Below are 24,560 nucleotides of genomic sequence, written 5' to 3'. Positions count from 1 at the left end.
AACGCGGATGGGAGTTATTTCTGTTGCAATTGGGCGCTTACTAAGGGGGTTAATCAGAATCCCGCCTATGACGCTGATCTTAAGAAGTCGCCCCAATTAATAAATGTTATCCTTAACTTTTGGTAATGAACTTTTTTTCAGTGAAAAATTAAAAATCGTTCCGTTAGGTTTATTATCTGCAACTGTTATTTCGCTTTCGTGTAATTTTAAAATAGTTTGACATAGAGCTAAGCCTAAACCCAGGCCTCTTCGACTATCACTACGCTGTACTTTTCCAGTTGTAAATGGCTCAAAAAGGCTGCTTTTTATAGCATCATCAATGCCAGGTCCATCATCAGAAATGCTGAAATGTACTAAATGTTCAGATTCTTTTACCTGTATAGTAATAACACTACCTGATGGTGTGTAAGTCAATGCATTATCGATAATATTAATTAGAACTTGAATAATAAGCCGCGCATCCATTAAAGCAAATACAAATTCAGGTTCAATATGATAGGTTATTTTATGCGTATTATTTAGACGAACGACATGTGTTAGTGCCTCTTGAATAATTTCTTCTACAAGTTCCATTTGTAATTCTAAAGCAAATTGTCCATCTTCTAACTTAGACACAGCAAGTAAGTTTTCAACCATTTGTACAAGCCATTTTGAATTTTTATAAATATCCTCATATATTTTGATTTTTTCATCCTCTCGAATTTGGGATGCATTCGATAGTAATATATCTGCATTACCAGAAATAGCAGTTAGCGGTGTTCTTAAATCATGAGAAACTGCACGCAAAAGGTTTGCTCGTATTTGTTCCATTTCAGCTTCTCTAGCCACTTCTTCATTGAGTTTTTGTAAATACCATTTATCAAGAGCGAATGAAAAATCATTGATAATGGCATGCAAAATATTTCGCTCAAATGCAGGTAATGGTGATTGCTTTGACAGTGCAATGCCAATAACCCCCTTAACACTCCTGTTGGAAATAACCGGTAAATAATAGGCATTTACTTCAGGGAATATATCAGTGGAAACCCCTGCTACATGCTTGTTATTGATAACCCAGCTTACTACACCATGTTCATTCGGATTCTCAAAGAAGGAAGCTATTTTATTATTTTCAATACTAGATATGATCTCAGTACGGAAAAAAATTGAGTTCGCAATTAAATTGTTTTCTATTTCAAAAAATTGTACGGGTCTTTCTACTAACTTAACGATTTGTGACATGCCTTCTGTAATGATTTCTTCTATAGATTTAGCATGTTGAAGCCTACGATTCGTATCAAGGAGCACTTCCATTCGATAAGATTTACGAACAGCTACAATAGTTTGTTCCTTTATTTTTTTTGTTAAGCTACTTGTAATCACTCCTGAAAGGAACATGATAACAAAGGTCATCGGATAGTCGCGATGATAGGCGTTAAATGAAAAGCGTGGTTCTGTAAAAAAGTAATTAAAAAGCAGTACGGCTATGATGGAGCTAATAATGCTCATCATCCATCCTGATGACCAAATGGCAAGAATTAAGACACCTAAAATGTATATAGTGATGATGTTCGAGTCGCTTACACCAATTTTGTTAAAATATAGCCCAACAACTGATACGATGCCAAATACTACAGCCATTTTTAATAAGTCAAGCCATTCAAATGACAACTTATTTTTTACAGTAGGGAAGTAGAATTGTTCGTTTTCCTGATCAGGCACTATGTGTATTGCTAAATTCGGTACAAATTCGTTGAGTCGATCACTAATTTTCGTACTTGGTCGCCACCATTTTTTTCTCATACTAGTTCTACCGATGACTAATTTGGTAACACCACTAATTTGTGCATAGTTGGCAAGGGCAGCAGCTACATCATCTTCCTGAACTATTACGACATGACCGCCAAGCTGTTCAACAAGCTTTAGATGTTGCTGAAGTCGTTCAGCATTCGCGTTATTTTTATCATGCTCCTGTACATTTTGTACATAAAGAGCGGTGAATTTTCCATGTAATGCCTGTGCAAGTCGAGCGGCAGTTCGAATAACCTTGGCATTGGTAGGAGAGCTGCTAATACCAACTAGTAAATGCTCCTCGATTTGTACAGGATTTTTCATAGATTCACAGCTGTTTACCTGCTTATAGTTAATTGTATCGGCAGCTCTTCGTAGTGCAATTTCTCGAAGTGAGACTAAATTTTGTTTACGAAAAAAAGCTTGCAATGCTTTTTCAGCTTGTTGTTTTACATAAATTTTACCTTCTTGTAGGCGCTGAATTAACTCATCTGGTTCAATATCGACAATTTTTATTTGTGCAGCTTGATCAATTAAATAATCTGGAATACGCTCCCGTACTTTTATTCCTGTTATTTCCTCTACAATATCTTGTAGGCTTTCAATATGTTGAATGTTTACTGTTGTATAGACATGTATACCCTTTGCAAGTAATTCCTCTACATCTCCAAAACGTTTCTTATGACGCATCGTTGGAACATTGGTATGTGCTAATTCATCAATAAGGACAATTTCCGGTTTACGCTTCAGTACTTCATCAATATCTAATTCCTGAAAAGGTTTCCCATTATAAATTATTTTTTTGGTAGGGATTTGCTCAAGTCCCTCAAGTAAAGCTAACGTATCTGGACGAGGATGTGGTTCTACATAGCCAACTACCACATCTTTACCAAGTTTTTGTGCATGATGTGCTGCATCAAGCATTGCATAAGTTTTACCTACTCCAGCAGCATAACCAAGAAAGATCTTTAATTTCCCTACAAATTGTTCTTCCTGTTGAATCCTCGCTAAAAACGTCTCTGGAGTTGGACGTGTATTTTCCATCCTCTTTCACCTCAATTGTATTATAGCGCTATCTTCCATTAAGAAAGTATTAAGATTTTCCTTCTTTATAGTTTCTTAATAGAAAAAGCGATTTCCTAACACTACATTAATTTGAAAGCCAGTATGATGAGAGCATCCAAAAGAGAGAAGGGGTGTTTCGAATTGACGGATTTTTATATGATTGGCTTACTCATCATAAGCTTTGTATGTCTTTATGCGTTAACCGCATGGTGCTTTAAGCTAGTCGAAGAGAAGTAAGGGGTAATAACAGGCGTATTGATTAAGAAAATGTAGGTTTAATTATTGGCTGATAAAAGAATTTTTTGATGATATTTTGCTAGTGTATACCTATTTTAACTGATTGTAGCGTAGGGCTACTCGACTCCCGCTGGAAAGCGAGACAGATGAGACCCTGCAAGGAGCGAATGTTTTCTGTGCGAAAGCGAAGCGTCAGCGACAAAGCGAGTAGCCCGTAGCGGAAATCAGAGCCTTCTAAATAATTAGAGGGATAAAAATGGTTAATCAACACATTAGGGGGAATAAAAATGTGGATTATTATGGGGATTGTACTTGTGTTCCTTTTCGGTTATTTAGGGCATGCATTACTTTATCCTGAAAACTATTAATAGGCTTGTAGGAGGTATTGCGGTATGTGGCAAATCGCCATCGTATTAATTATTTATTTACCGATCGTTATTTTAACTGGGCACTATCTATTTCGGGTAACGATGCAACAAAAAACATGGTTTGATCCAATAATGGATAGATTTGATGCCGTTATTTATAAATTAAGTGGCATTAAGCAAGTGGATATGACTGGAAAACAGTATATACTTTCATTAATTTTGTCGAATGCCTTTATGGTGTTTATTGGATATATTCTATTACGCATTCAAGCTATGCTGTTTTTAAACCCAAATGATATTGACAATATGGAAGCAACACTTTCTTTTAATACTATTATTTCCTTTATGACGAATACGAATCTTCAACATTATAGTGGCGAATCAGGACTTAGCTATTTATCACAAATGTTAATCATTATCTTTATGATGTTTACATCTGCAGCTACTGGATATGCCGCTTGTATGGCGTTCTGCCGTCGCCTTGTTGCTAAAACAGATACTATAGGGAATTTCTTTGTAGATTTTGTTCGTGTTATTACTCGTGTGTTAATGCCTTTATCTATTGTTATTGCCATTATTTTAGTATCTCAAGGTTCTCCGCAAACCTTAAGTGCGAATCAAACTGTTCAAACAATAGAAGGTAAAGTTCAAGATATTGCACTTGGGCCTGTGGCTTCTCTTGAATCCATTAAGCATATAGGCACTAATGGTGGTGGTTTTAATGGCGCGAATTCAACGACGCCTTTTGAAAATCCAACGGTCATTTCTAATATTGTGGAAATGCTATCTATGATGTTATTACCTGGTGCTTGTGTAGTTGCATTTAGTTTAATGGTCGCACATAGAAAAGAGAAAACGATATTTGGCAAACAAGGGCTATCTATTTTTGCGGCGATGAGTGTGCTGTTCCTAGTTGGATTGGTTACTGTGTATGTGGCTGAGAGAGCGGGTAATCCAATCATTAGTGAGCTCGGAATTTCGCAGGAGCTTGGGAGTATGGAAGGAAAAGAGATGCGCTTTGGGGTAGCGCAATCAGCGTTGTTTACAACAGTGACTACAGCTTTTACAACGGGATCTGTTAATAATATGCATGATACATTAACACCGCTTGGTGGTCTTATCCCGATGTTTAATATGATGCTGAATGTTGTGTTTGGAGGCAAAGGAGTCGGCCTGATGAACATAATGATGTATGTGCTACTGACAATTTTCATCGCCTGTTTAATGATTGGTCGAACACCTCAGTTTTTAGGCAAGAAAATCGAAGAGAAGGAAATGAAGTTAATTGCCCTTTGTATATTAATCCACCCTGCTATTATCCTACTATTTTCAGCACTTGCAGTTACAACACCAGCAGGGGTAGCGGGCATAACGAACCCAGGTGCACATGGGTTATCGCAAGTTTTATATGAGTTTGCATCGGCCTCTGCGAACAACGGGTCAGGTTTTGAAGGATTAGCCGACAACTCAACATTTTGGAATGTGACGACAGGGCTTGCAATGTTCTTTGGACGTTATTTGACGATTATTATTCAACTAGCTATAGCGTCTTTACTTGCTAAAAAAATGTTTCATAGGGATTCGGTGGGAACATTGAAAACGGATAATACAACCTTTACATTTTTACTTGTTGCTATCGTTTTAATGATTGGTGCTCTTACGTTTTTACCAGCATTAGCTCTTGGGCCAATTACAGAGCACTTACAACTTTATCTTTATTCAGCTTAAGACTCCTACCTTTAATGTGGTGAGATGAATGTGGATGTGGCTCCTTTTCAGTGGAATACCTACTGAAATAGAGGAACTCAGTCTAAGAACGCCACGTCCTGTGACGACGACTGAGTGACCAACATCGTGTTGGCCTCCGGCGGATGTCAAGGATTTTGAAAGGAATAAATTGTGCGTGCACAATTCAAAATCCGGACGCATTGTTTATCTGCGCGAAAGCGAAGCGTCAGCGGCAATTACGCCAAGGCGAAATTGATTTTTAATAAGGAGAGACACTTATGGAAACAGCAAGAAAAAGTTTTATTACGGGCACTATGTTTAAAAGCTCTATGAGAGACGCTTTAAAGAAGTTTAGCCCAGCATATATGGTGAAAAATCCTGTTATGTTTGTAGTAGAAATAGGATTTATGTTCGTACTGTTATTAACACTTTTTCCGAATATGTTTGGTAACGAGGTAGGAGACCATGACCGATTGTATAATGCGATCGTCGCTGTCATTCTTTTTGTTACCATTCTATTTGCTAATTTTGCTGAGTCGATTGCAGAAGGACGGGGGAAGGCACAGGTTCAAACATTAAAAAAGACGAAAACAGTGACACAGGCTCGTGTTTTGCTTAGTGATGGCTCTGAAATACTTAAACAGGCGCATGAGTTAAAAAAGGGCGATATCGTTTTAGTTCAGGCAGGAGAGGTTATTCCAAACGATGGTGAAGTCATTGATGGAATTGCAACAGTAGATGAATCGGCAATAACGGGTGAATCTGCTCCTGTTGTAAAGGAGCGAGGTGGTGATTTTTCATCAGTGACAGGTGGCACGACGGTTACGAGTGATTGGCTGATGATCGAAATTACCTCGATGCCAGGGGAATCATTTTTAGATAAAATGATTACGCTCATCGAGGGAGCCAGTCGTAAAAAAACGCCAAATGAGGTAGCGCTAAACACACTTTTAGTAAGCTTAACAATTATTTTCTTATTAGTTGTTGTGACACTCTATCCAATGACAACTTATTTAAATGTTCCGATTTCTATCGCAACATTAATAGCCCTGACTGTTTGTTTAATTCCTACAACAATTGGAGGATTATTGTCGGCAATTGGTATTGCAGGAATGGATAGGGTAACACAGTTTAACGTTATTGCGATGTCTGGAAGAGCCGTAGAGGCGTGTGGAGATGTAGATACTTTAATATTAGATAAAACTGGAACGATTACTTATGGCAATCGCATGGCAGCTGAATTTCTTCCAGTAAAAGGGGTGGAAAGTAAAGATTTGATTCAAGCTGCATGGCTTAGTTCTTTAACAGATGATACACCTGAAGGAAAATCAATTTTGTCACTTGCTTGTGAATTAGGAGTGAATACTGACGATGAAGAAAACATTATCAAGTCAAGTGAACATATTCCATTTACCGCACAGACACGCATGAGCGGATTGGATATGAAGGATGGTACAAAAATTCGAAAAGGAGCCTACGATACGATAAAAAAAGAAAGCATGAATGCAGGTCATAACATTCCTACAAATATGGAACAGCTGATTCAGCAAGTATCTTCTGTTGGTGGAACACCGCTTGTAGTAGCGTTAAACGATAAAATTTTGGGGGTTATTTACTTAAAGGATGTCGTAAAGGCTGGACTCAGGGAACGCTTTGATCAGCTTCGTGCAATGGGTATTAAAACGATCATGTGTACAGGAGATAATCCACTAACTGCAGCAGCTATCGCAAAGGAAGCTGGCGTAGATAGCTTTATTGCAGAAAGTAAGCCAGAAGATAAAATTCAAGTTATTAAAGATGAGCAGGCACAAGGTAAAGTTGTAGCTATGACTGGTGACGGTACGAATGATGCGCCAGCACTGGCACAGGCGAATGTAGGGCTAGCCATGAATTCAGGAACGAATGCAGCGAAGGAAGCTGCTAATATGGTCGACTTAGATTCAAATCCAACTAAAATTATAGAAGTTGTAGAAATTGGGAAGCAATTGCTGATGACTCGAGGTGCCTTAACAACATTTAGTATTGCAAACGATATCGCAAAATATTTTGCCATTATCCCAGCTATGTTAATGGTTGCTGTACCTGAGATGAGTGCATTAAACATAATGAATCTCAATTCACCTACAAGTGCGATTATTTCTGCTTTGATTTTTAATGCGGTCATAATTCCATTGTTAATACCAATTGCAATGAAAGGCGTCAAGTATAAGCCAATGAGTGCTGCAAAATTATTAAATAAAAATTTACTTATTTATGGCGTAGGCGGTATTATCGCTCCCTTTATTGGTATTAAGTTGATTGATTTATTAGTTGGACCACTATTTCATACGTTTGGGTTATAGGAGGAAGCTACATGCGAAAATTTTTTGAAAACTCAAAACAAGCATTACTTATCACACTAACAATGTTCGTTTTATGTGGTTTTATATACCCGTTTGCAGTGACTGCATTAGCCCAAGGGTTGTTTCATCACAAAGCAAATGGCAGTTTAATAGAGACGGATGGTGAAACTGTTGGCTCAGAATTAATCGGTCAAGCTTTTACGGCACCAGAATACTTCTGGGGGCGTGTCTCAGCTGTTAATTATAATGTTTATATGAGAGAGGATACGATACCAGACGAAAAGGGTCGGGTGAATTATAGTGGTGTTAGCTCTGGAACGTTTAACTATGCACCATCTAATCCAGAATTGAAAAAACGGATAGAAGCAGATATCGAGAAGTTTTTACTAGCAAACCCATCCGTAAAACGACAAGATATACCGGCTGATTTAATGACCGCTTCAGGTTCAGGATTGGATCCACATATCAGTGTGAAGGCTGCAGAAATACAAGTCGAACGTATTGCCCAAGCAAGTGGGCTCTCGGAGGGGGAGATTGAAAAAATTATAGAAACTAATACGGAAGAACGTGCATTTGGGATATTTGGGGAGAATAAGGTGAACTACCTTATGGCCAATCTGGATATTATGAAAAAAATAGAGGGAAAAGAGGCTCATAAATATAAGTTGGGATGACTTATGTGAAAACGTATGCCATGAAAAGTGATCTTCGTTACAACTGGGCGACACCTATATAGGGGGGAAACAATTTTAATAAATCAAAAACAGGTAGAGAAACTATTTTCTCTACCTGTTTCACTAAATAAATTAAGCTTGTGAATTTACAAGGATTTTAATATGGTTTCGCTCTTTCATTAGTGCTTCAAAGCCTTCTGTTACGACTTCCTCAAGAGCAATTCGTTTTGTCACAAGTTTTTCAGCAGGGAAGTAACCTTGTTTCATTAATTCCATAACTGCTGGGAAAATATCGCGATAAGCAATAATACCTTTTACAGAACGCTCTGTTAGTACGATATTATTAGGTAGAATAGAAGCGTCTGTTTCCCAAATAGAAACGATAATTGTTTCACCTTCAAATGTTGTTGAATCAATCGCTTGTTGCAATACGACAGGAACACCTGTAACTTCAAATGCAACATCTACGCCACCATTTGTTAAATCATGTAGACGAGCTACTGCATCCTCATCTTTAGGGTTAATAACGGCTGTAGCGCCAAGCTCTAATGCTTTAGCAGCACGCTCTGCTGAAAGTTCTACCGCATAAATTTCCGCTGCTCCAGCTGCTCGTAATGCCTCGATAACTAGAAGACCGATTGGTCCAGTACCAAAGACTGCTGCTGTATCGCCAGCTTTTAGTTTACTTTGACGAACTGCATGTAATGCTACTGCTGCTGGTTCAACAAGTGCACCTTGTTCATAGGAAAGACCCTCGGGCATTTTGTGTACCATTTTTTCTTCAACCATTGTATATTCAGAGAAACCTCCGCCACCGCCAGAAAGACCGTGGAATCCTAAATGCTTACAAATATTATATTTTCCTTTTTTACAAGCGGCACATTCGCCACACGCAAGTATAGGTTCTACAACGACAGGATCTCCAACTTGTACCTTTGTAACACCTTCGCCAATTTCTATTACTTCACCAGAAAACTCATGGCCCATAACAATTGGCGCAATATCTTTACTTACATAGTGAGGTTGTTCCACTGGAATGAAAATTGGGCCAGCTGCGTATTCATGTAAATCACTACCACAAATCCCTGTCCAATGTACTTTAATTTTTACTTTTCCAGGTGCGATTACTGGTTCTTCAATATTTTCTACACGGATGTCTTTTGCTTTATACCATCTTGCTGCTTTCATGATAAGTCAACCTCCTCTAATATCTTACATTTTTATCGTAACATATGGTAATTCTTCAAAGCATTAGTTAACAATGAATTGACATAAAAAATACTTATTCATAGCTTCTTTCAACAGCATTATGGTGCTTTCAGCTTGTCGACAAAATAATAAATATAAAATAAAGTGTCAGATGTGTTGATTAACCATTTTTATACATTCCAATTAATTTGAGGAGGCTGATTTCCGTTACGGGCTACTCGCTTCTCCACTACAATCAGTTGAAATGAGGGAATATTAGCAAAATAGCAATGAAAAAATCCTTTTATCGCTTAGTGATAAAAGGATTTTTCCAAAAGTCAGCACAAGTGCCTAAAAAATGTTATTTAAATTCAAGTGATGCATTTTGTAGCATCCACCACTCTTCATGAAAAATCAATGGTTCCTCATCATTAATATGATTAGTTCGAATCAAAATAGTATTAACATTATGTTTAACTGCTAAATAATCTAGACTAAATTGTGATAGAAGCTCACCGTAGAGGAAATGAGACAGTTTTGAAACTCCTCACAAAATGGGGCTTTTGTCTACGAGTTTGAGCGCTTTTTTTATTGCATATTTACTGCATTTCGAGTAACTTTGATAAGGGCTTTGCTACAGCCATGATAAAAATATAAAATGATGTTCATGCTTGAGATAAAAGGACGTTAATATACCTGGAGTTCGAATCATGATACAATGTGAAAGATGTTAGGAGGAACGAATTATGTCAAAATATACTGATTATAATTTTCAGCCATTTTTGCAGGACGCAATTGCAAAACTTGGCTTTACAGAACCAACGCCGATTCAAAAGGAAATCATTCCGCTATTATTAAAAGGAAAAAGTGCAATCGGACAAGCGCATACAGGAACAGGAAAAACACATAGTTTTTTAATTCCAATAGTGCAACGAATTAATGCTGATAAGCAGGAAGTACAAGCTGTTATTACATCACCTACACGTGAGCTTGCACAACAAATTTTTGATGCGTTAAATCAATTAATAGAAGGAACAACAATTCAAGCGAAATTATTTATTGGAGGTACGGACAAACAACGCTCCATTGATAAGTTAAAAACACAACCACAAATTGTTGTCGGAACGCCAGGACGTATTCGTGATCTCGTTTCAGCGCAAGCGTTATTTGTGCATACGGCGCCAATTTTAGTTGTCGATGAGGCAGATTTAGCCTTCGATATGGGCTTTATAGAGGAAATCGATGGTTTTGCTTCCCAAATGCCAGAAAACCTTGAAATGTTTGTATTCTCAGCAACAATTCCAGAAAAGCTTCAGCCTTTCTTAAAAAAATATATGGAAGCACCTGTTCATATCCATATGAACGATAAACGCCCGGTAGCAGAAGGAATTGACTTTGTGCTTGTACCAGTGCGTTCTAAATCACGTAACAAACGTTTGTTGGAAGTTATTGAAGGAATCAATCCATTTTTAGCTGTCATTTTCACTAACACACGTAAAACTGCAGAGCAAGTTGCAGGCTATTTAAATGAAAATGGGATTCGCTGTGGTCAAATACATGGTGATTTAAGTCCGCGTGATCGTAAGAAGATGATGAAGCAAATTCGAGAGTTGGACTATCAATATATCGTTGCAACAGATCTTGCAGCGCGTGGTATCGATATTCAAGGAATTTCACATGTCATTAACTACGAAATTCCAGAGGACTTAGAATTCTTTGTTCACCGTGTGGGACGTACAGCACGTGCAGGTAATAAAGGAACTGCTATCACATTGTTTGAGCCATCAGATGAGGATGCAGTAGTACGTGTTGAGAAAATGGGCATTCCATTTGTTCAAAAAGACGTAAAAAATGGCGAATGGTCTGAATTAAAAGAGCGTCATGCACGTAAAAATCGTGTGAAGCATGAAAATGAAATCGATGCGAAAGCTAAATCATTAGTACGTAAGCCGAAAAAAGTAAAACCAGGCTATAAACGTAATATGAAATGGGAAATGGAAAAAATTAAAAAGCGTGAACGTCGCTTAAAAGCTCGCGGTAAAAAATAAGGAGGCTTTCAAATGCTACTTGGATCACATGTTTCAATGAGTGGAAAAGAAATGCTGCTCGGCTCAAGTAAAGAGGCACTTTCGTATGGGGCAAATACCTTTATGATTTATACAGGAGCACCTCAAAACACTCGTCGTAAGTCAATTGCTGACCTTAATATTATGAACGGTTTACTACACATGAAAGAGCATGGCATGACAAATATTGTTGTTCATGCTCCATACATTATTAATATTGCGAACACAGAAAAACCTGAAACGTTCCGTCTAGGTGTAGATTTTTTACAAACTGAAATCGAACGAACAGCGGCGTTGGAAGCAACACAAATTGTGTTGCATCCGGGTGCCCATGTCGGCGCGGGAGCAGACGCAGGGATTGCCAAGATTATTGAAGGTTTAAATGAAGTACTGTCACAGGATTACCCGGTACAAATCGCATTAGAGACGATGGCAGGTAAAGGGACTGAATGTGGTCGTTCCTTTGAGGAACTTGCAAAAATTATAGATGGTGTAACACATAATGAACGTCTTTCAGTATGCTTTGATACGTGCCATACGCATGACGCTGGTTATAATATTGTAGAAGATTTTGATGGCGTTTTAAATGAGTTTGATAAATTAATAGGTGTTGACCGTATCAAAGTCCTGCATATCAATGATTCTAAAAATGTTCGAGGTGCAGGAAAAGACCGTCACGAAAATATTGGCTTCGGTCATATTGGCTTTGATGCATTAAAGTATATTGTCCATCATCCGCAATTAATGGAGATTCCAAAAATTCTAGAAACACCATTTGTTGCATTAAATAGTGATGCCAAATCAAAATCGGCTCCTTATAAACATGAAATTGAAATGCTTCGTAATGGAGAATTTAAACCAGAGTTAATCGACGCTCTAAGAGGATAGCATAAAGAAGCCCGAAATCAGCTGCATGAGTACTGATTTTCGGGCTTCTTTTATCTTTATACAGCAAATGTAATTATAGCGAGGACAAAAGACAGCTACAATTCTAGCCTAGTCGAAAACGATTATTTCGTAAACAATGCAATTAGTTGTCTGGAACGCTTTCTACCTAAAACAGCTTCAACCTCTACAAGAATATCTTTTGGAATACCTAAAAAGAGCCATGAAAATGAGAATTGCTCCAAATAAGGCCGGAGTTTTTTTACTTCAGAAGTAGTAATTTCAAACCCTTCAGAACGTGCAATCGCAACAATTTCCTTATCACTACTTTGTGTTAATTGCTGTAAAAATTGAATACTCAAAGCTAATCCTCCTTTTAAAGTTGTTTATTTAAAAAAAAAAAATTCTTGTGAACGTCGTGAAAGCTATGAAATCCTTCACAATAAAAATCTTATTATCTGGCCATCACCAAAAGTTGTGGATACCATTTGTTAAAACGTATGCTAAGTATTTAAGTTGATTGGAGTGGAGACTGACGCGCTCAGTAGGGACGAAAATCAACCACACGTTAGGATGATCTTATTTTCTTTACAAAAACTGTACTTTCATTTATACTTACAACTTGTTAAATCGTAATGATTTTGAATTAGAAAGAAGAGAATATACATGAAAGAATCATTAATTGATATTGAAAACGTGTCATTTCAATATGACTATACACAAGTATTAAAAAATATCACTTTCCGTGTGGAAGAGGGAGATTTTTTAGCGCTTCTAGGTCCGAACGGTTCTGGGAAATCTACATTATTAAAAATTATTTTAGGGTTACTCAAACCAATGTCTGGAGAAATTAAACTGTTTGGTGAACCAAGTACGACTTTTAAGCATCGTGAATGGATTGGCTATGTGTCACAAAAATCGAATGCCTTCAATTCAGGGTTTCCAGCAACCGTACAAGAGGTTGTGAAAAGTGGATTATCCAAAAAATTAGGCTTATTTAAAAGACCTGGACGAGATGCAAAGGAAAACGTCTTAGAAGCATTAAAAGCTGTTGGAATGGAAGCATTTATGAATCGTAATATTGGAGAGTTATCTGGTGGGCAACAGCAACGTGTCTTTATTGCAAGAGCATTAGTTAGTGAACCGAAGCTATTAATATTAGATGAACCAACTGTCGGCATTGATCATGAGAATGTGCAGTCCTTTTATGATATGCTGGCGAAATTGAATCGGGAACAGGGAATTACAATGATTCTTGTTACACACGATGTGGATACAGTGTCCAACCGTATCAGTCATGTAGCATGTTTAAATCAAACTATCCACTTCCACGGTTACAAAAATGAATTTGATACAATTTCTCACGATGCGCTTGATGCTTGGTACGGTCATTCCGTGAGAAAGATTCACTAGAAGGAGAAGGCTAATGATTGAAGCAATATTTAACTATGAATTTTTACAAAATGCCTTTTTCTCTGGGCTAGTTATTGGCATTTTGGCACCGCTGCTAGGTGTTTTTATTGTCGTTCGAAGGCTCTCACTTATTGCTGATGCCTTGTCACATGTGACACTGGCGGGTATAGCAGGAAGCTTATATATCAGTCAATCTGTCACAGCCTTGGCAATGCTAAATCCAATTTACTTAGGTATACTGGCCTCTGTCAGCGGTTCCATTTTAATTGAGCGTCTAAGACGTGTATATAAGCACTATGAAGAGCTTGCTATTCCCATTATTATGTCAGGTGGCATTGGTATTAGTGCAATCTTTATCTCGCTTGCAAGCGGCTTTAGCACGGATTTAATGAGCTATTTATTTGGTTCAGTGTCAGCTGTATCACGTCAGGATTTATGGGTAGTAGTAGGAATTGCTGTTGTTGTCGTTATCTTTTTGTTTATATTTTTCAAGGAACTCTTTGTTTTATCTTTTGACGAGGAATATGCAAAAGCTAGCGGTCTTCCAGCACGTTGGATCCATCTCTTATTTATGATTATTACAGCACTTGTTATTGCTGCAAGTATGCGCATCGTTGGCATTTTACTTGTATCTTCACTTATGACGTTACCAGTGGCTGCTGCGATGCGACTTGCAAAGGGCTTTAAGCAAACAATCATCTATGCAATTGTCTTTGGCGAAGCGGCTGTGTTAATCGGTTTAGTTAGTGCTTTCTATTTAGATTTAGCACCTGGTGGTACGATTGTCGTTACTTCTATCTTAATTTTGTTACTTGTTATCCTAGTGAAGAAAATAGTATTTAAAATGGCTGCAAAACAGGAGGAGGTAGCGCAGTGAACGTTTCTAAAGCGTGGGAAATTTTAAAAGAAAACGGCTATAAAAAAACAGATAAGCGGGAGTTAATATTAGATATGTTTGCTGCAACAGATAAATATTTAACTGCTCGAGATTTATTAGGTGTTTTGAAAAAAGATTTTCCGGGTATGAGTTTCGATACGATTTATCGCAACCTTTCAACGTTTGTGAAGCTAGGAATACTGGATGAAACTGAGTTATCAGGGGAGCGGAATTTTCGTATGCATTGTGAGTCTGAACATCATCACCATCATTTTATTTGTATGGATTGTGGCAATGTTAAGGAACTAAATCTCTGCCCTATGGAGATGCTTGGAGAAAAGCTGCCAAACTATGAAATTGAAAACCATAAATTTGAGATTTACGGTAAATGTCCCGAGTGTAAACCTGAAGCTTTGTAAAATTTGAGATGATAATACTTAAAGAAAGGGGTAATTCCAAGTGAGTTTCACTAGGAATTACCCCTTTTATCGTAACTATGTTGTTCTACTAGGAGCTTCAATATCTCTTGACTATTATTGCCCTTATCCTATAAAAAGATATATCATTAGAATTTGACTTCTATTGCAAATATTAAAAAAGACGAATGATTTTTAAATAAATCATTCGTCGATTTTTTTATTATTGATGTTTTTGTTGGAATTCTACCATAAAGTCACGTAATGCTTCACAAGCCTCTAACGGTACAGCATTATAAGTAGAAGCACGGCAGCCTCCTACAGAACGGTGTCCATTAAGTCCAACAAAGCCTGCTGCTTTTGCTTCAGCAAGGAATTGTTTTTCTAGCTCCTCGTCAGCAACACGGAAAGTGATATTCATTAAAGAACGGCTTTCTGGTGTTGCATGGCCTTTATAGAATCCGTTGCTATTGTCAATGGCATTATAAATGACTTTTGCCTTTAACTCATTGTGCTTCTCAATTTCTGCAACGCCACCTTTTGATTCTACCCATTTTAATACTTCACCTAACATATAGATACCAAAAGTTGGTGGTGTATTGTATAAAGAGTTGCTGTCAGCATGCGTTGAATACTTTAAAATTGTAGGTATGTTTTTATTCGCTTTCTCTAACAAATCTTTGCGAATAATAACTACTGTTACCCCAGATGGACCAAGATTTTTTTGTGCCCCTGCATAAATAAGACCAAATTTACTTACATCAACTGGTTTAGAAAGAATATCACTAGACATATCCGCGATTAAAGGTACATTTCCTGTTTCAGGGAATTCCTTCCATTGTGTACCGTAAATCGTATTGTTTGAAGTAATATGCAAATATGCATCCTCTTCATTGAATTGAATATCTGCTAAAGCGGGGATATTACGGTATTTATTTTCTTTTGTACTCGCAGCTTCTACAGGACTACCAAATATTTTAGCCTCTTTGATTGCTTTTTCAGACCATGAGCCTGATAATACGTAGCTTGCTTTTTGATCTGCTTGAAGGAAGTTCATTGGAATCATCGTAAATTGAAGACTAGCGCCACCTTGTAGGAAAAGGACTTCATAGTTTTCTGGGATAGCATAAAGCTTTTTCAATAAAGCAATTGCTTCATTATGTACTTCATCAAAAATGGCACTACGGTGGCTCATTTCCATAATAGACATGCCTGAGTCACGGAAGTTTACTAATTGTTGTTGGGCTTTTTCTAATACTTCTAGTGGTAGGGCAGATGGTCCTGCGTTAAAATTGTATGCACGTTGTGTCAAAGTGGTACACTCCTTGTTTTGTTTTATAAGGTTAAACCTTATTCATAGGTTATTTAGTTCCTACTAATTGGTTGTTGAATCTATCATGCTTTGACAGTCAGTTCTATATCATCTAGCAAACTTTTTCATTTAAGAACTTAGAAATATATACCGACCGTTAAAGCGGATAAAAGCACTTTACTGGATTATAACTCAATTTTCAAGAGAAAAAATAAAATTCTCACTATTCGAGCAAAATAATGACAGGCTCGCAACAAAATGTACAAAATTGAGTTAAATTTATAATAGATATGGAAGATTAAACACGAACAAATAGACATTTAGATATGTTAATATGAGTTAATACTTCGTGATTTAATGCATTGCCTAATCGTTGGAATTACAAAATGTTCGTGTTTGTTTTGTGTGGATTAACTCTTCCCCAAATATGTACTCACTTGCATATTCCTCCTCAGAAGAACACATTTCGTGGGTGAGGTCTGAGCCCAGAGATGGTGTAGATGAAACATCGTGAAGGGGGGCTACTGACAGGACGATATTTTTCTAACCTTTCACAAAACCCAGTAACTTTCGGTATAATGAACTATGAATACGGATATAAGGGGTGTTTTAATGTTTACAATAGAAGAGGTGTGTTTAGTTGTCGTTGATGTACAAGGGAAGTTAGCGACAATTGTTGATGAAAGTGAAGCGGTGATTGAAAATGTGGCCAAGCTGGTACAAGCTATGGAAGCATTGAAGATACCGATTTTATGGCTTGAACAAAATCCTAGTCGTTTAGGTGGGACAGCGTTAGAGATTGCTCAGCATATTAAAGAGCAACAACCTATCGCTAAATTGGCTTTTAGTGCGTGCCAGGAACAAGATTTTGTAGATGCATTGAAGGCAAGTGGTCGTTCTCAATTTATCGTGACAGGTATCGAGACACATATTTGCGTCTACCAAACAGCTCGACAGCTAAAAGAGCAAGGGTTTGAGGTTGAAGTGGTTGCAGATGCAGTGTCGTCTCGTACAAAGGCCAATAAAGAGGTAGGCCTTGAGAAGATGAAGGCTCTTGGAATTTTACCAACAAGCGTGGAAATGATTTTATACGAGTTATTACAGCGTGCAGATCATCCACAATTTAAAACAGTGTTACAACTCGTTAAATAACAAAAAAACTCATCATAACGATGAGTTTTTTTGTTATTAAGCAGGCATGTCAGTCGGTGTTGGTTTTGCGTAGCCTTCTTGATAGTTATTATCAATTGTTTGACGAATTTCTTTGAGGTCCATACCATCTTTATGCATTTTTGCAGACTGTACAGCAATTTCTAGGCAAACGAGACAACGGGTACCGTGATCATCCCAGACAATTGTTCCATCCTCTCGTTTTTCTTCAATAAAGCAGTTTAAATTGCTTTTATGTCCAGCTGATTCGCCACAGCCACAATAGCAGGGCATCCACTCTAAAATTTCTGTAGATTGTCCAGCGATTTGATACACTAAGCGAATATCTTCTGATTTATTGTTTAAAAATGATGGTAAAACATCCGCTGATGCAGTTTCCTCCTGAATATCTCCAGAAGCATGTGCATGTTCTTCGTGTGAAGCTTCTTTTTGTGCTTCACTCGGATTTTTTTCAACAGCTTGTTTATCTTCACCACAAGCACTTAACACTAATAACGACAAAGCAAAAATAGAAAGAAGTTTTTTCAACAAAAGCGCCTCCTATATGTTTACAATACTCCCATTATAACATTGTTCGTTGAAATATTTACAAGGAGGCAAGTGGAAATCAATGAAATATATCTGATCCGCGTGTTTTGTTCATGAAATGTTCCATTTTCTCACTCAGTAATTTTTTCAAGAAGAAACCAAATAGAATGAAAATGAGCCAGAAGAAAGATAAAAAGGCTAGATCAACCCATACCTTTGACCAAATAATACCACCAACTGCCTCGCGCATCATTTCAATTGCATAAGTGAAAGGAAGAAATGGATTTATAATTTGGAAAAAACCGGGTAGTAATTCTACTGGATATGTGCCACCAGAACCTGCAATTTGCAGTACTAACATGACAATGGCTAAAGCCTTTCCGACATTTCCGAATACGGATACTAGTGTATAGACAATTGTAACGAACACTAAACTAATAAATAGCCCAAATGGAATAAAGAAGTAAGGGGCACTAATGGACCCGTTTAACATAACAATATCTCCAATTGTAATAATGAGCGTTTGAATAAATGAAAAAGTTGCAAATGTTAATAAACGTCCAAAGTATACTTGGCGAATACTGTATTGATCATTATTGTGAATATTTACAGATAGAAGAGAAATTAATAATAAACAACCAACCCAGATGGAAAGTACAGTGTAAAACGGTGTCATAGCTGTTCCATAATTAGCAATTGGAAACATTCTATGTTCCTGAAGCTTAATAGGCTCCTCAAAGAAATCTCGTTCTGCATTAACGTCGTTTTTCAATAATTGAACGATTTCTGAAATATCAGCTTCACTTTCTAATGTTCTCAGCTTGTCTGCAAGGTCCTTAATTTTTGTACTTAAAGCAGGGAAATTCGTTTGTACTGTACCAAGCGTCTTATTAGCCGTTGCTAACATATTTTTAGCATTTGTTAAACGATCTGTCGCTTGAGGCAGAAAACGTTTTACATTCGTAAGCATTGTTGATGCATTTGTTAATGTATTTTTGGCAGAAGCTAACGTCGTATGAATTTGTGGCTCTAACTGATCGTTATAATGAGTAAGAAATTGCTGCAGATTGTTAGAAACATTTTGCGCAACGCTTTGCACATCAGCAAGGTCTTTTTTTATCGTTTCGACATCTATCGTATTTAACTGTTGTACTTTACTTGAGATATCCGTTAGTAATGTATTCAGCTGATTTAAAGCGGTTAGAGAGCTAAAAGAATAATCAGTAAAACTAGGATTTGCCTGTAAATCTCCACGTATAGTTTCAAGTTGTTCAATTATTTTATTGTTAGATAGTAAAGTCTTCACATCTTCAGAATTACTTTGCTGTAGTGCGGTCTGGATATTTAGAATCTTGTTTTCAAGCTGTTTACGAGTCGAAGCATCAGCTTGTGTTAATTTTTGAAGTGCTTCAATTGTTTGGATACTAGTAGTTACTTTCTCACGTGATGCATCTAGCTGGTTTTTAATTGTATCTTTTATTTGCGCAATGGTAGCTGAATCTACATTCGCATTTTGAAGCTTCCCTATTAAATCTGTAAATCGTTGAGCAATATTTTGTACTGCTTCTAGATCTTTTTTGATGATAGGGGATAGCTCATTGAACAATGTATCAGCTTCATTAATCAAATTTAAACCTCGATGGATCGTTGTTAGACCATCATTCGTTAATTTCTCAACTTCAGGAACTTGGGTAATTGTGTGGTTTAGTAATGTCTCAGCTTCTTTTCCACCTTTAGCAGCTTGCGCTAAATATGTTTCGATATCTGGGAGATGATGTTCGATTGTAAAAATATAATTTTCAAATTTTCTAAAGTCGGGAATTTCCCGCTCCATTTCAACACCGACCGTATTAAAAATAGAGAAAAGTGTTCCGCTGACAGTTGAAATAAACTCATTAGATACTTGTTGCGTTAGGCCACTTGCACCTTTACTCGTGATTTTAGGAGCGATTGGATTGATTTTTTCATTTACATAATAATCGATATGTGCTTTTGTAGGTACATTTGACAGTATGGAGGTCAACTTTTGTGAAAAATCATTAGGGACAACGATAACCGCAAAATAGTCCCCATTTTTTAAGTTATTTATAGCTTGTTCATGAGAAGTAAACTCCCAAGTAAAGTTTTGATTAGTACTTAAATTGTCTACTACCTCGTTACCAACATTAATATCTTCTCCTCTAACATTCGCGCCTGTGTCTTCGTTGACAACAGCAATTTTCATGTTGGCAGTATGGGCATAGGGATCCATAGAGGCGTAGATATTAAGCCACGCATAAAGAGAAGGTAAAAAAATGAGCCCACCAATAATGACAGCAACTACCCAGTTTGTTAATATATTATGGATATCACTTTTATAAATTTGAAAAATATTTCGGATAGTGTGTTTCATTTTATTTATCCACTCCACATTCGTATTGAGCATTATAGATGTTATATGTATGTTTCCAAATTTAGAGCGAATTATGTTTGAATTATAAAAAAACTCATTTTGAAAGACTAATTAGTTTACTAGGATTTAAAAACCATTTATAATCAAACGCGAATACACTAAAAATAGGGTTTTTTAGTGTGGAAAGGGAGGAATACATTCTCGTGAAAAAATTACTAATTATTGGCTCGGTAATTGTTTTGTTATTTGCAGCAATTATTGTGCTAACTAAAGTCTCGAACAATAGCAAATTAGCAGGTGCAGAGGAACTTTATGGCGACAAAGATCTAAAACAAGAAACAATTGATCAATTGGATGATAAAAATTACCAAAATATTATGTTACCAGACGAACTTGAAAAAAAATTAAAAGCTGGTGAAGATGTAAATGCTTATTTCTTCAGTCCGACATGTGTGCACTGTAAAGCTTTTACACCAGTGTTAATGCCTATTGCTAAGAAGCTTGGTGTTGATATTGCTCAATTAAATGTTTGGGAATACGAAGATTTATGGAATAAATATCATATTAAGGCGACACCAACTTTTATTCGCTTTGAAGGTGGTAAAGAGGTAAATCGTTTTGAAGGTGCATTACCTGAAAAAGATTTACGTACATTTTTAAATAAAGAAGTATTAAAAAAATAAGCAAAGCTGAGACTGTATCAAAAGTTATTTTTGATCAGTCTTTTTTAACTTCTTTATGGAAGTTTTTTTTTTAGCGAAAGTGAAGCGGCAGTTACTGAAGTCTTCCACCTCTATTGTTGAAAGAAGTTAAAGCCTCAACCGATTATGGAAGCAATTATGTCGAGGCATAATTGATTTTGTAGTGTATACTAAATATACTGAAGAGTTGTACATTGGAGGAATAATGAATGACAATGGATGATTATTTTTATAATGGTGAGCTAATGAAGTGCTATGAGGTGGCTAAGCAAGTTACTGATGAAAATGAGAAAAAGTTGGCAAATAAATATATTAAATTATTAGAAGAGTATGATTTTTTGAACTATCCAAAACCTACGCTGTCTGTGGAAACCCAACATGCAGAACGAGCAGATGAAAGCTATCCTGAATCGGATACCGTAGTCGAAATTCGTGCGATAAAAGATGAAAGAGAGTTTTCAAATCGTATTAAAGAACTAGAGGGTATAGCGGCAACAGGCACTCCAAATGAAAGAGCCCATTCATTTTTTTCACAGGGTGAACTGTTTTTGTTTGCACATCATTACAACGAGAGTGTTCATTGTTTTAAACAAGCAGTAAAAGAAAACCCTAACAAGGGGTTATATTGGGGGATCACAGGTCAAACAATGCACCGTTTTGGATGGATGCCATTTGATGCACTTGGCTACTTAGAGCAAGCTATTAACTTAGATCCAAATAATGCGCGGTGGAAATGGAATAAAGCACTTGTTCTTATTCAATTAGCGAAGGATTTGCAGATGGCACCGTTTATGGCAAATGCTGCGATTACATTGGAGGAGTCACTAGCAGCGTGTGCTGAGCATCAACGGTCCTTGAAAGATGCTATCCAAAATACAATAGATAATATGGATAGTTATGTATTTTCGTAGCAAATAGAAGATGTCTCAAAAGCTGAGGCATCTTTTTTATCTTTATTCAGCACATGTTTTTTGTAGCGATACTTTTCGAAAAAAAACCAATTAGTAAAGATTTATAATCAGTGTAGGATGAAGAACCCTTTTTACTGATTAAAATTTCACTTTATTTTATTATTTAGTCCTGAATTTTTATTCTTATTTTGGTTAAAAAGTAGATTTTTCATAATAATTTTATAGTATAATTATCCTAAAACCATCAAATGAAACAGTAGATGGAGGAAATTATTTAGAGCTTAAGAAGGGAGTTATGATGTGGAAATATAATGAGGATTTTTCATTTGTGAAGCAAGGCATTCAATTCATCCTATTATCACTGATTTTATTTATTGTAATTGTTTTGGGCAGTGATAAATTTTATTGGATATTTGCAGAGAACAATTATGTAACGATTCATTTAATGATGGAAATGCTTATTACTGTAGTGACAATGTCTATTTCAATTCAGACATGGTTAATTACACCTTATATTTTATCAAATAGAGTCCTCTATGTTGGGGCATTATTTTTAACAATTAGCTTATTAGAAATGGCTCACGCACTTTCCTATAAAGGAATGCCATTTTTCATTACTGAAAGTACGCCGTATGCATCAACATGGTTTTACATGTTTTGTCGATTACTATTATCGATTGGTTTTCTCATCATTATTTTTATAAAGGAGAGAGAAATAAAATCAATTTATCGTTGGTTTATTTATAGCTTGCCGTTTCTAATCATCACTGGTTGTTTTGTCGTCATCTATGCCCCAACGCCTATATTGCCACCACTTTTAATAGAAAGTGAAGGTCCTACTGTTTTAAAAAATACTTTGCAATATATAGCTGTAGCGATACATTTAGTGGTTATGGTCCTGTTGCTTAAAAGTTTTAAAAAAGCACCTAAAATCGTATTTTTATTATTTGGTAGTTCGATTTATTTAATAATGAGCGATTTTCTTTATACAATTTATCAAGATGTTTATGATATTAAAAACTTCATTGGACATATTTTTGAGTTAGGTGCATCTTATCTTTTATTTAGAGCAATTTATTTTTCATCGATCGAAAAACCTTTTCAGCAGTTAGTTGATACACAAGAGCATTTAGAAAAATCTCGTGAAAAAATGCATTTCATGGCTTACCATAATGAGATTACAAATTTGCCAAATGAACGTTTTTTAATGGAAACTTTAAAAAAAGATTTATACATATCTAAATCACAAAAGGCAATACTTGCGATCGGTATAGAAAGAATATCTGCGATTAAAGCGTCATTAGGTAGTAAATATGCAGACCAAATGATAGGCTTAATCGCGCAAAGATTGAAAAATGTTTTACCGGAGAAGCATTTACTTTGCATGCTGAGAGAAGACTATTTCGTCGTGTATATTGATGAGGTGAGCAATACCCATCAATTGACGCAGCTTAGTCAACAACTTCAAGTTGTCATGGAAGAATCATTCCAAATTCAACATTTTTCTTTAAATAGTCAATTAAATATTGGTATCGCTTTATTTCCAACAGATTCTTATAAAGAAGAGGATCTTATTAGATTTGCACTTTATGCTATGCATGAAGCGCAGAAAACACCAACTCGTATACGATTTTATGAGTCTTCAATCTCTAAAGAAACGACTGAACGTCTTTTATTAGAAAATGATTTACATGATGCTCTAGCAAATCAAGAGCTTTTTTTAGAATATCAACCGCAACTTGATTTACGTACGGGTCAAATTAAGTCGGTAGAGGCTTTAGTTAGGTGGCAGCATCCAAATAAGGGGTGGATTTCGCCGGGAGTCTTTATTCCAATTGCAGAGGAATCGGGATTAATTATTCCTATCGGACAATGGGTACTAGAAACAGCCTGCCAACAAGTAAAGAGGTGGGAAGCAGCTGGATTGCCACCGATTAAAGTAGCGGTCAATCTGTCGTTAGGGCAACTTTTTCAGCAAAATTTAGTTGAAATAATTCATAATGTTCTTGAGAAAACACAATTAGAGCCCCAATATTTGCAACTCGAAATAACAGAAAGTATGACGATCAATATCGATCATATGACGACGATTTTACACAAATTGAAGGCACTAGGGGTTACGATCGCGGTAGATGATTTTGGGACAGGCTATTCATCATTATCTTATTTAAAGGATTTCCCTATAGATTGCTTAAAAATTGACAGGTCTTTCGTTCAGAAAATACAATCGAACTCTACAGATAAAGCATTAGTTGACATGATTCTCTCTATGGCCAAGCATCTACAGTTAAAGGTAGTCGCAGAAGGAATAGAAGAGATAGAACAGCTATCATATCTAGTAGCAAGCCAGTGTGATACTATACAAGGCTTCTTATTTAGTAAACCTGTACCTCCAAGAACATTACAGGAGAACTACCAAACGCTTCACAATGATGCAAAGTATATTTTAGATTCAATTTCTGCGTCTAAAGTACAAGGTGAGCATACATTGGAGACTTAAACGTTAACCGTTTCTTT

General features: G+C 36.5%; 18 protein-coding genes. 12 read left to right on the top strand and 6 right to left on the bottom strand.

Annotated elements, in window-relative coordinates; all coding sequences use genetic code 11:
* Positions 1-96: 96 nt before the first annotated feature.
* A complete protein-coding gene (locus tag AC3WSO_RS16690; protein ID WP_492532377.1) occupies positions 97-2,814 on the bottom strand; it encodes a DUF4118 domain-containing protein in 2,718 nt (905 codons plus the stop codon).
* A 650-nt stretch (positions 2,815-3,464) separates the two neighbouring features.
* On the opposite strand from AC3WSO_RS16690, the gene kdpA reads away from it, so the two are divergent.
* From kdpA to kdpC, 3 genes are all read left to right on the top strand, one after another.
* The gene (gene kdpA / locus AC3WSO_RS16685) at positions 3,465-5,168 is read left to right on the top strand and encodes a potassium-transporting ATPase subunit KdpA (RefSeq protein ID WP_492532375.1); all 1,704 of its coding nucleotides are present in this window, start codon (positions 3,465-3,467) and stop codon (positions 5,166-5,168) included.
* A gap of 278 nt (positions 5,169-5,446) precedes the next feature.
* The gene (kdpB, locus tag AC3WSO_RS16680; RefSeq protein WP_492532373.1) at positions 5,447-7,510 is read left to right on the top strand and encodes a potassium-transporting ATPase subunit KdpB; all 2,064 of its coding nucleotides are present in this window, start codon (positions 5,447-5,449) and stop codon (positions 7,508-7,510) included.
* 11 nt (positions 7,511-7,521) lie between these two features.
* On the top strand, positions 7,522-8,184 hold the full coding sequence (kdpC, locus tag AC3WSO_RS16675; protein WP_492532372.1) for a K(+)-transporting ATPase subunit C: 663 nt from the start codon (positions 7,522-7,524) through the stop codon (positions 8,182-8,184).
* A gap of 132 nt (positions 8,185-8,316) precedes the next feature.
* Here the strand turns inward: kdpC and AC3WSO_RS16670 are convergent, their stop codons facing one another.
* Positions 8,317-9,372 (bottom strand): 2,3-butanediol dehydrogenase, encoded by a 1,056-nt coding sequence (locus tag AC3WSO_RS16670; protein WP_492532371.1) that lies wholly within the window; start codon positions 9,370-9,372, stop codon positions 8,317-8,319.
* A gap of 746 nt (positions 9,373-10,118) precedes the next feature.
* Here AC3WSO_RS16670 and AC3WSO_RS16665 point away from each other — a divergent pair.
* Together AC3WSO_RS16665 and AC3WSO_RS16660 are read left to right on the top strand one after the other, a co-directional pair.
* Entirely contained in the window at positions 10,119-11,420 is a 1,302-nt protein-coding gene (locus tag AC3WSO_RS16665; protein WP_492532369.1) for a DEAD/DEAH box helicase, read from the top strand.
* A gap of 12 nt (positions 11,421-11,432) precedes the next feature.
* Complete coding sequence (locus tag AC3WSO_RS16660; protein ID WP_492532368.1) at positions 11,433-12,326, top strand: deoxyribonuclease IV; 894 nt, start codon at positions 11,433-11,435, stop codon at positions 12,324-12,326.
* 122 nt (positions 12,327-12,448) lie between these two features.
* Here the strand turns inward: AC3WSO_RS16660 and AC3WSO_RS16655 are convergent, their stop codons facing one another.
* Entirely contained in the window at positions 12,449-12,685 is a 237-nt protein-coding gene (locus AC3WSO_RS16655) for a Nif11 family protein (RefSeq protein WP_079563463.1), read from the bottom strand.
* 304 nt (positions 12,686-12,989) lie between these two features.
* On the opposite strand from AC3WSO_RS16655, the gene AC3WSO_RS16650 reads away from it, so the two are divergent.
* Genes AC3WSO_RS16650 through AC3WSO_RS16640 form a run of 3 tightly spaced genes read left to right on the top strand, consistent with a single transcriptional unit; the run spans position 12,990 to position 15,032 of the window.
* Positions 12,990-13,736, top strand: coding sequence for a metal ABC transporter ATP-binding protein (locus AC3WSO_RS16650; RefSeq protein WP_492532366.1), 747 nt, complete (start codon positions 12,990-12,992; stop codon positions 13,734-13,736).
* Between the two features lie 13 nt (positions 13,737-13,749).
* The gene (locus AC3WSO_RS16645) at positions 13,750-14,613 is read left to right on the top strand and encodes a metal ABC transporter permease (RefSeq protein WP_492532365.1); all 864 of its coding nucleotides are present in this window, start codon (positions 13,750-13,752) and stop codon (positions 14,611-14,613) included.
* Positions 14,610-15,032 carry a Fur family transcriptional regulator gene (locus AC3WSO_RS16640; RefSeq protein WP_492532363.1) on the top strand — a complete coding sequence of 141 codons (423 nt, stop codon included), beginning with the start codon at positions 14,610-14,612 and terminating at the stop codon, positions 15,030-15,032. The genes AC3WSO_RS16645 and AC3WSO_RS16640 overlap by 4 nt, the downstream gene beginning before the upstream one ends.
* Before the next feature lie 220 nt (positions 15,033-15,252).
* Here AC3WSO_RS16640 and serC read toward each other — a convergent pair whose 3' ends face one another.
* Positions 15,253-16,341 (bottom strand): 3-phosphoserine/phosphohydroxythreonine transaminase, encoded by a 1,089-nt coding sequence (gene serC, locus AC3WSO_RS16635; protein ID WP_492532361.1) that lies wholly within the window; start codon positions 16,339-16,341, stop codon positions 15,253-15,255.
* A gap of 612 nt (positions 16,342-16,953) precedes the next feature.
* Here serC and AC3WSO_RS16630 point away from each other — a divergent pair.
* On the top strand, positions 16,954-17,493 hold the full coding sequence (locus AC3WSO_RS16630; RefSeq protein WP_492532359.1) for a hydrolase: 540 nt from the start codon (positions 16,954-16,956) through the stop codon (positions 17,491-17,493).
* Between the two features lie 36 nt (positions 17,494-17,529).
* Here AC3WSO_RS16630 and AC3WSO_RS16625 read toward each other — a convergent pair whose 3' ends face one another.
* Together AC3WSO_RS16625 and AC3WSO_RS16620 are read right to left on the bottom strand one after the other, a co-directional pair.
* The gene (locus AC3WSO_RS16625; RefSeq protein WP_492532358.1) at positions 17,530-18,039 is read right to left on the bottom strand and encodes a PCYCGC motif-containing (lipo)protein; all 510 of its coding nucleotides are present in this window, start codon (positions 18,037-18,039) and stop codon (positions 17,530-17,532) included.
* A gap of 79 nt (positions 18,040-18,118) precedes the next feature.
* Positions 18,119-20,431, bottom strand: a complete 2,313-nt coding sequence (locus AC3WSO_RS16620) for a YhgE/Pip family protein (protein WP_492532356.1) — start codon at positions 20,429-20,431, stop codon at positions 18,119-18,121.
* Between the two features lie 203 nt (positions 20,432-20,634).
* Here AC3WSO_RS16620 and AC3WSO_RS16615 point away from each other — a divergent pair, with 203 nt between their 5' ends.
* The 3 genes from AC3WSO_RS16615 to AC3WSO_RS16605 all read left to right on the top strand — a co-directional run bounded on the left by AC3WSO_RS16615 (position 20,635) and on the right by AC3WSO_RS16605 (position 24,543).
* Entirely contained in the window at positions 20,635-21,114 is a 480-nt protein-coding gene (locus AC3WSO_RS16615; protein WP_492532354.1) for a thioredoxin family protein, read from the top strand.
* A 227-nt stretch (positions 21,115-21,341) separates the two neighbouring features.
* Positions 21,342-22,043 (top strand): O-linked GlcNAc transferase, encoded by a 702-nt coding sequence (locus AC3WSO_RS16610; protein ID WP_492532353.1) that lies wholly within the window; start codon positions 21,342-21,344, stop codon positions 22,041-22,043.
* A gap of 298 nt (positions 22,044-22,341) precedes the next feature.
* Positions 22,342-24,543 carry a bifunctional diguanylate cyclase/phosphodiesterase gene (locus AC3WSO_RS16605; protein WP_492532351.1) on the top strand — a complete coding sequence of 734 codons (2,202 nt, stop codon included), beginning with the start codon at positions 22,342-22,344 and terminating at the stop codon, positions 24,541-24,543.
* Positions 24,544-24,560 lie beyond the last annotated feature (17 nt).

The sequence above is a fragment of the Lysinibacillus sp. EB106-09-02-XG168 genome (assembly GCF_058791475.1).
The sequence above is the reverse complement of the archived record's forward strand: the minus strand, read 5'-3'. Positions and strand labels throughout refer to the sequence as shown.

Excerpts from the sequence above, each read along its gene's own strand:
- AC3WSO_RS16690 (WP_492532377.1), bottom strand. The coding sequence starts at position 2,814 with ATGGAAAATACACGTCCAACTCCAGAGACGTTTTTAGCGAGGATTCAA.
- kdpA (WP_492532375.1), top strand. The coding sequence starts at position 3,465 with ATGTGGCAAATCGCCATCGTATTAATTATTTATTTACCGATCGTTATT.
- kdpB (WP_492532373.1), top strand. The coding sequence starts at position 5,447 with ATGGAAACAGCAAGAAAAAGTTTTATTACGGGCACTATGTTTAAAAGC.
- kdpC (WP_492532372.1), top strand. The coding sequence starts at position 7,522 with ATGCGAAAATTTTTTGAAAACTCAAAACAAGCATTACTTATCACACTA.
- AC3WSO_RS16670 (WP_492532371.1), bottom strand. The coding sequence starts at position 9,372 with ATGAAAGCAGCAAGATGGTATAAAGCAAAAGACATCCGTGTAGAAAAT.
- AC3WSO_RS16665 (WP_492532369.1), top strand. The coding sequence starts at position 10,119 with ATGTCAAAATATACTGATTATAATTTTCAGCCATTTTTGCAGGACGCA.
- AC3WSO_RS16660 (WP_492532368.1), top strand. The coding sequence starts at position 11,433 with ATGCTACTTGGATCACATGTTTCAATGAGTGGAAAAGAAATGCTGCTC.
- AC3WSO_RS16650 (WP_492532366.1), top strand. The coding sequence starts at position 12,990 with ATGAAAGAATCATTAATTGATATTGAAAACGTGTCATTTCAATATGAC.
- AC3WSO_RS16645 (WP_492532365.1), top strand. The coding sequence starts at position 13,750 with ATGATTGAAGCAATATTTAACTATGAATTTTTACAAAATGCCTTTTTC.
- AC3WSO_RS16630 (WP_492532359.1), top strand. The coding sequence starts at position 16,954 with ATGTTTACAATAGAAGAGGTGTGTTTAGTTGTCGTTGATGTACAAGGG.
- AC3WSO_RS16620 (WP_492532356.1), bottom strand. The coding sequence starts at position 20,431 with ATGAAACACACTATCCGAAATATTTTTCAAATTTATAAAAGTGATATC.
- AC3WSO_RS16610 (WP_492532353.1), top strand. The coding sequence starts at position 21,342 with ATGACAATGGATGATTATTTTTATAATGGTGAGCTAATGAAGTGCTAT.
- AC3WSO_RS16605 (WP_492532351.1), top strand. The coding sequence starts at position 22,342 with ATGTGGAAATATAATGAGGATTTTTCATTTGTGAAGCAAGGCATTCAA.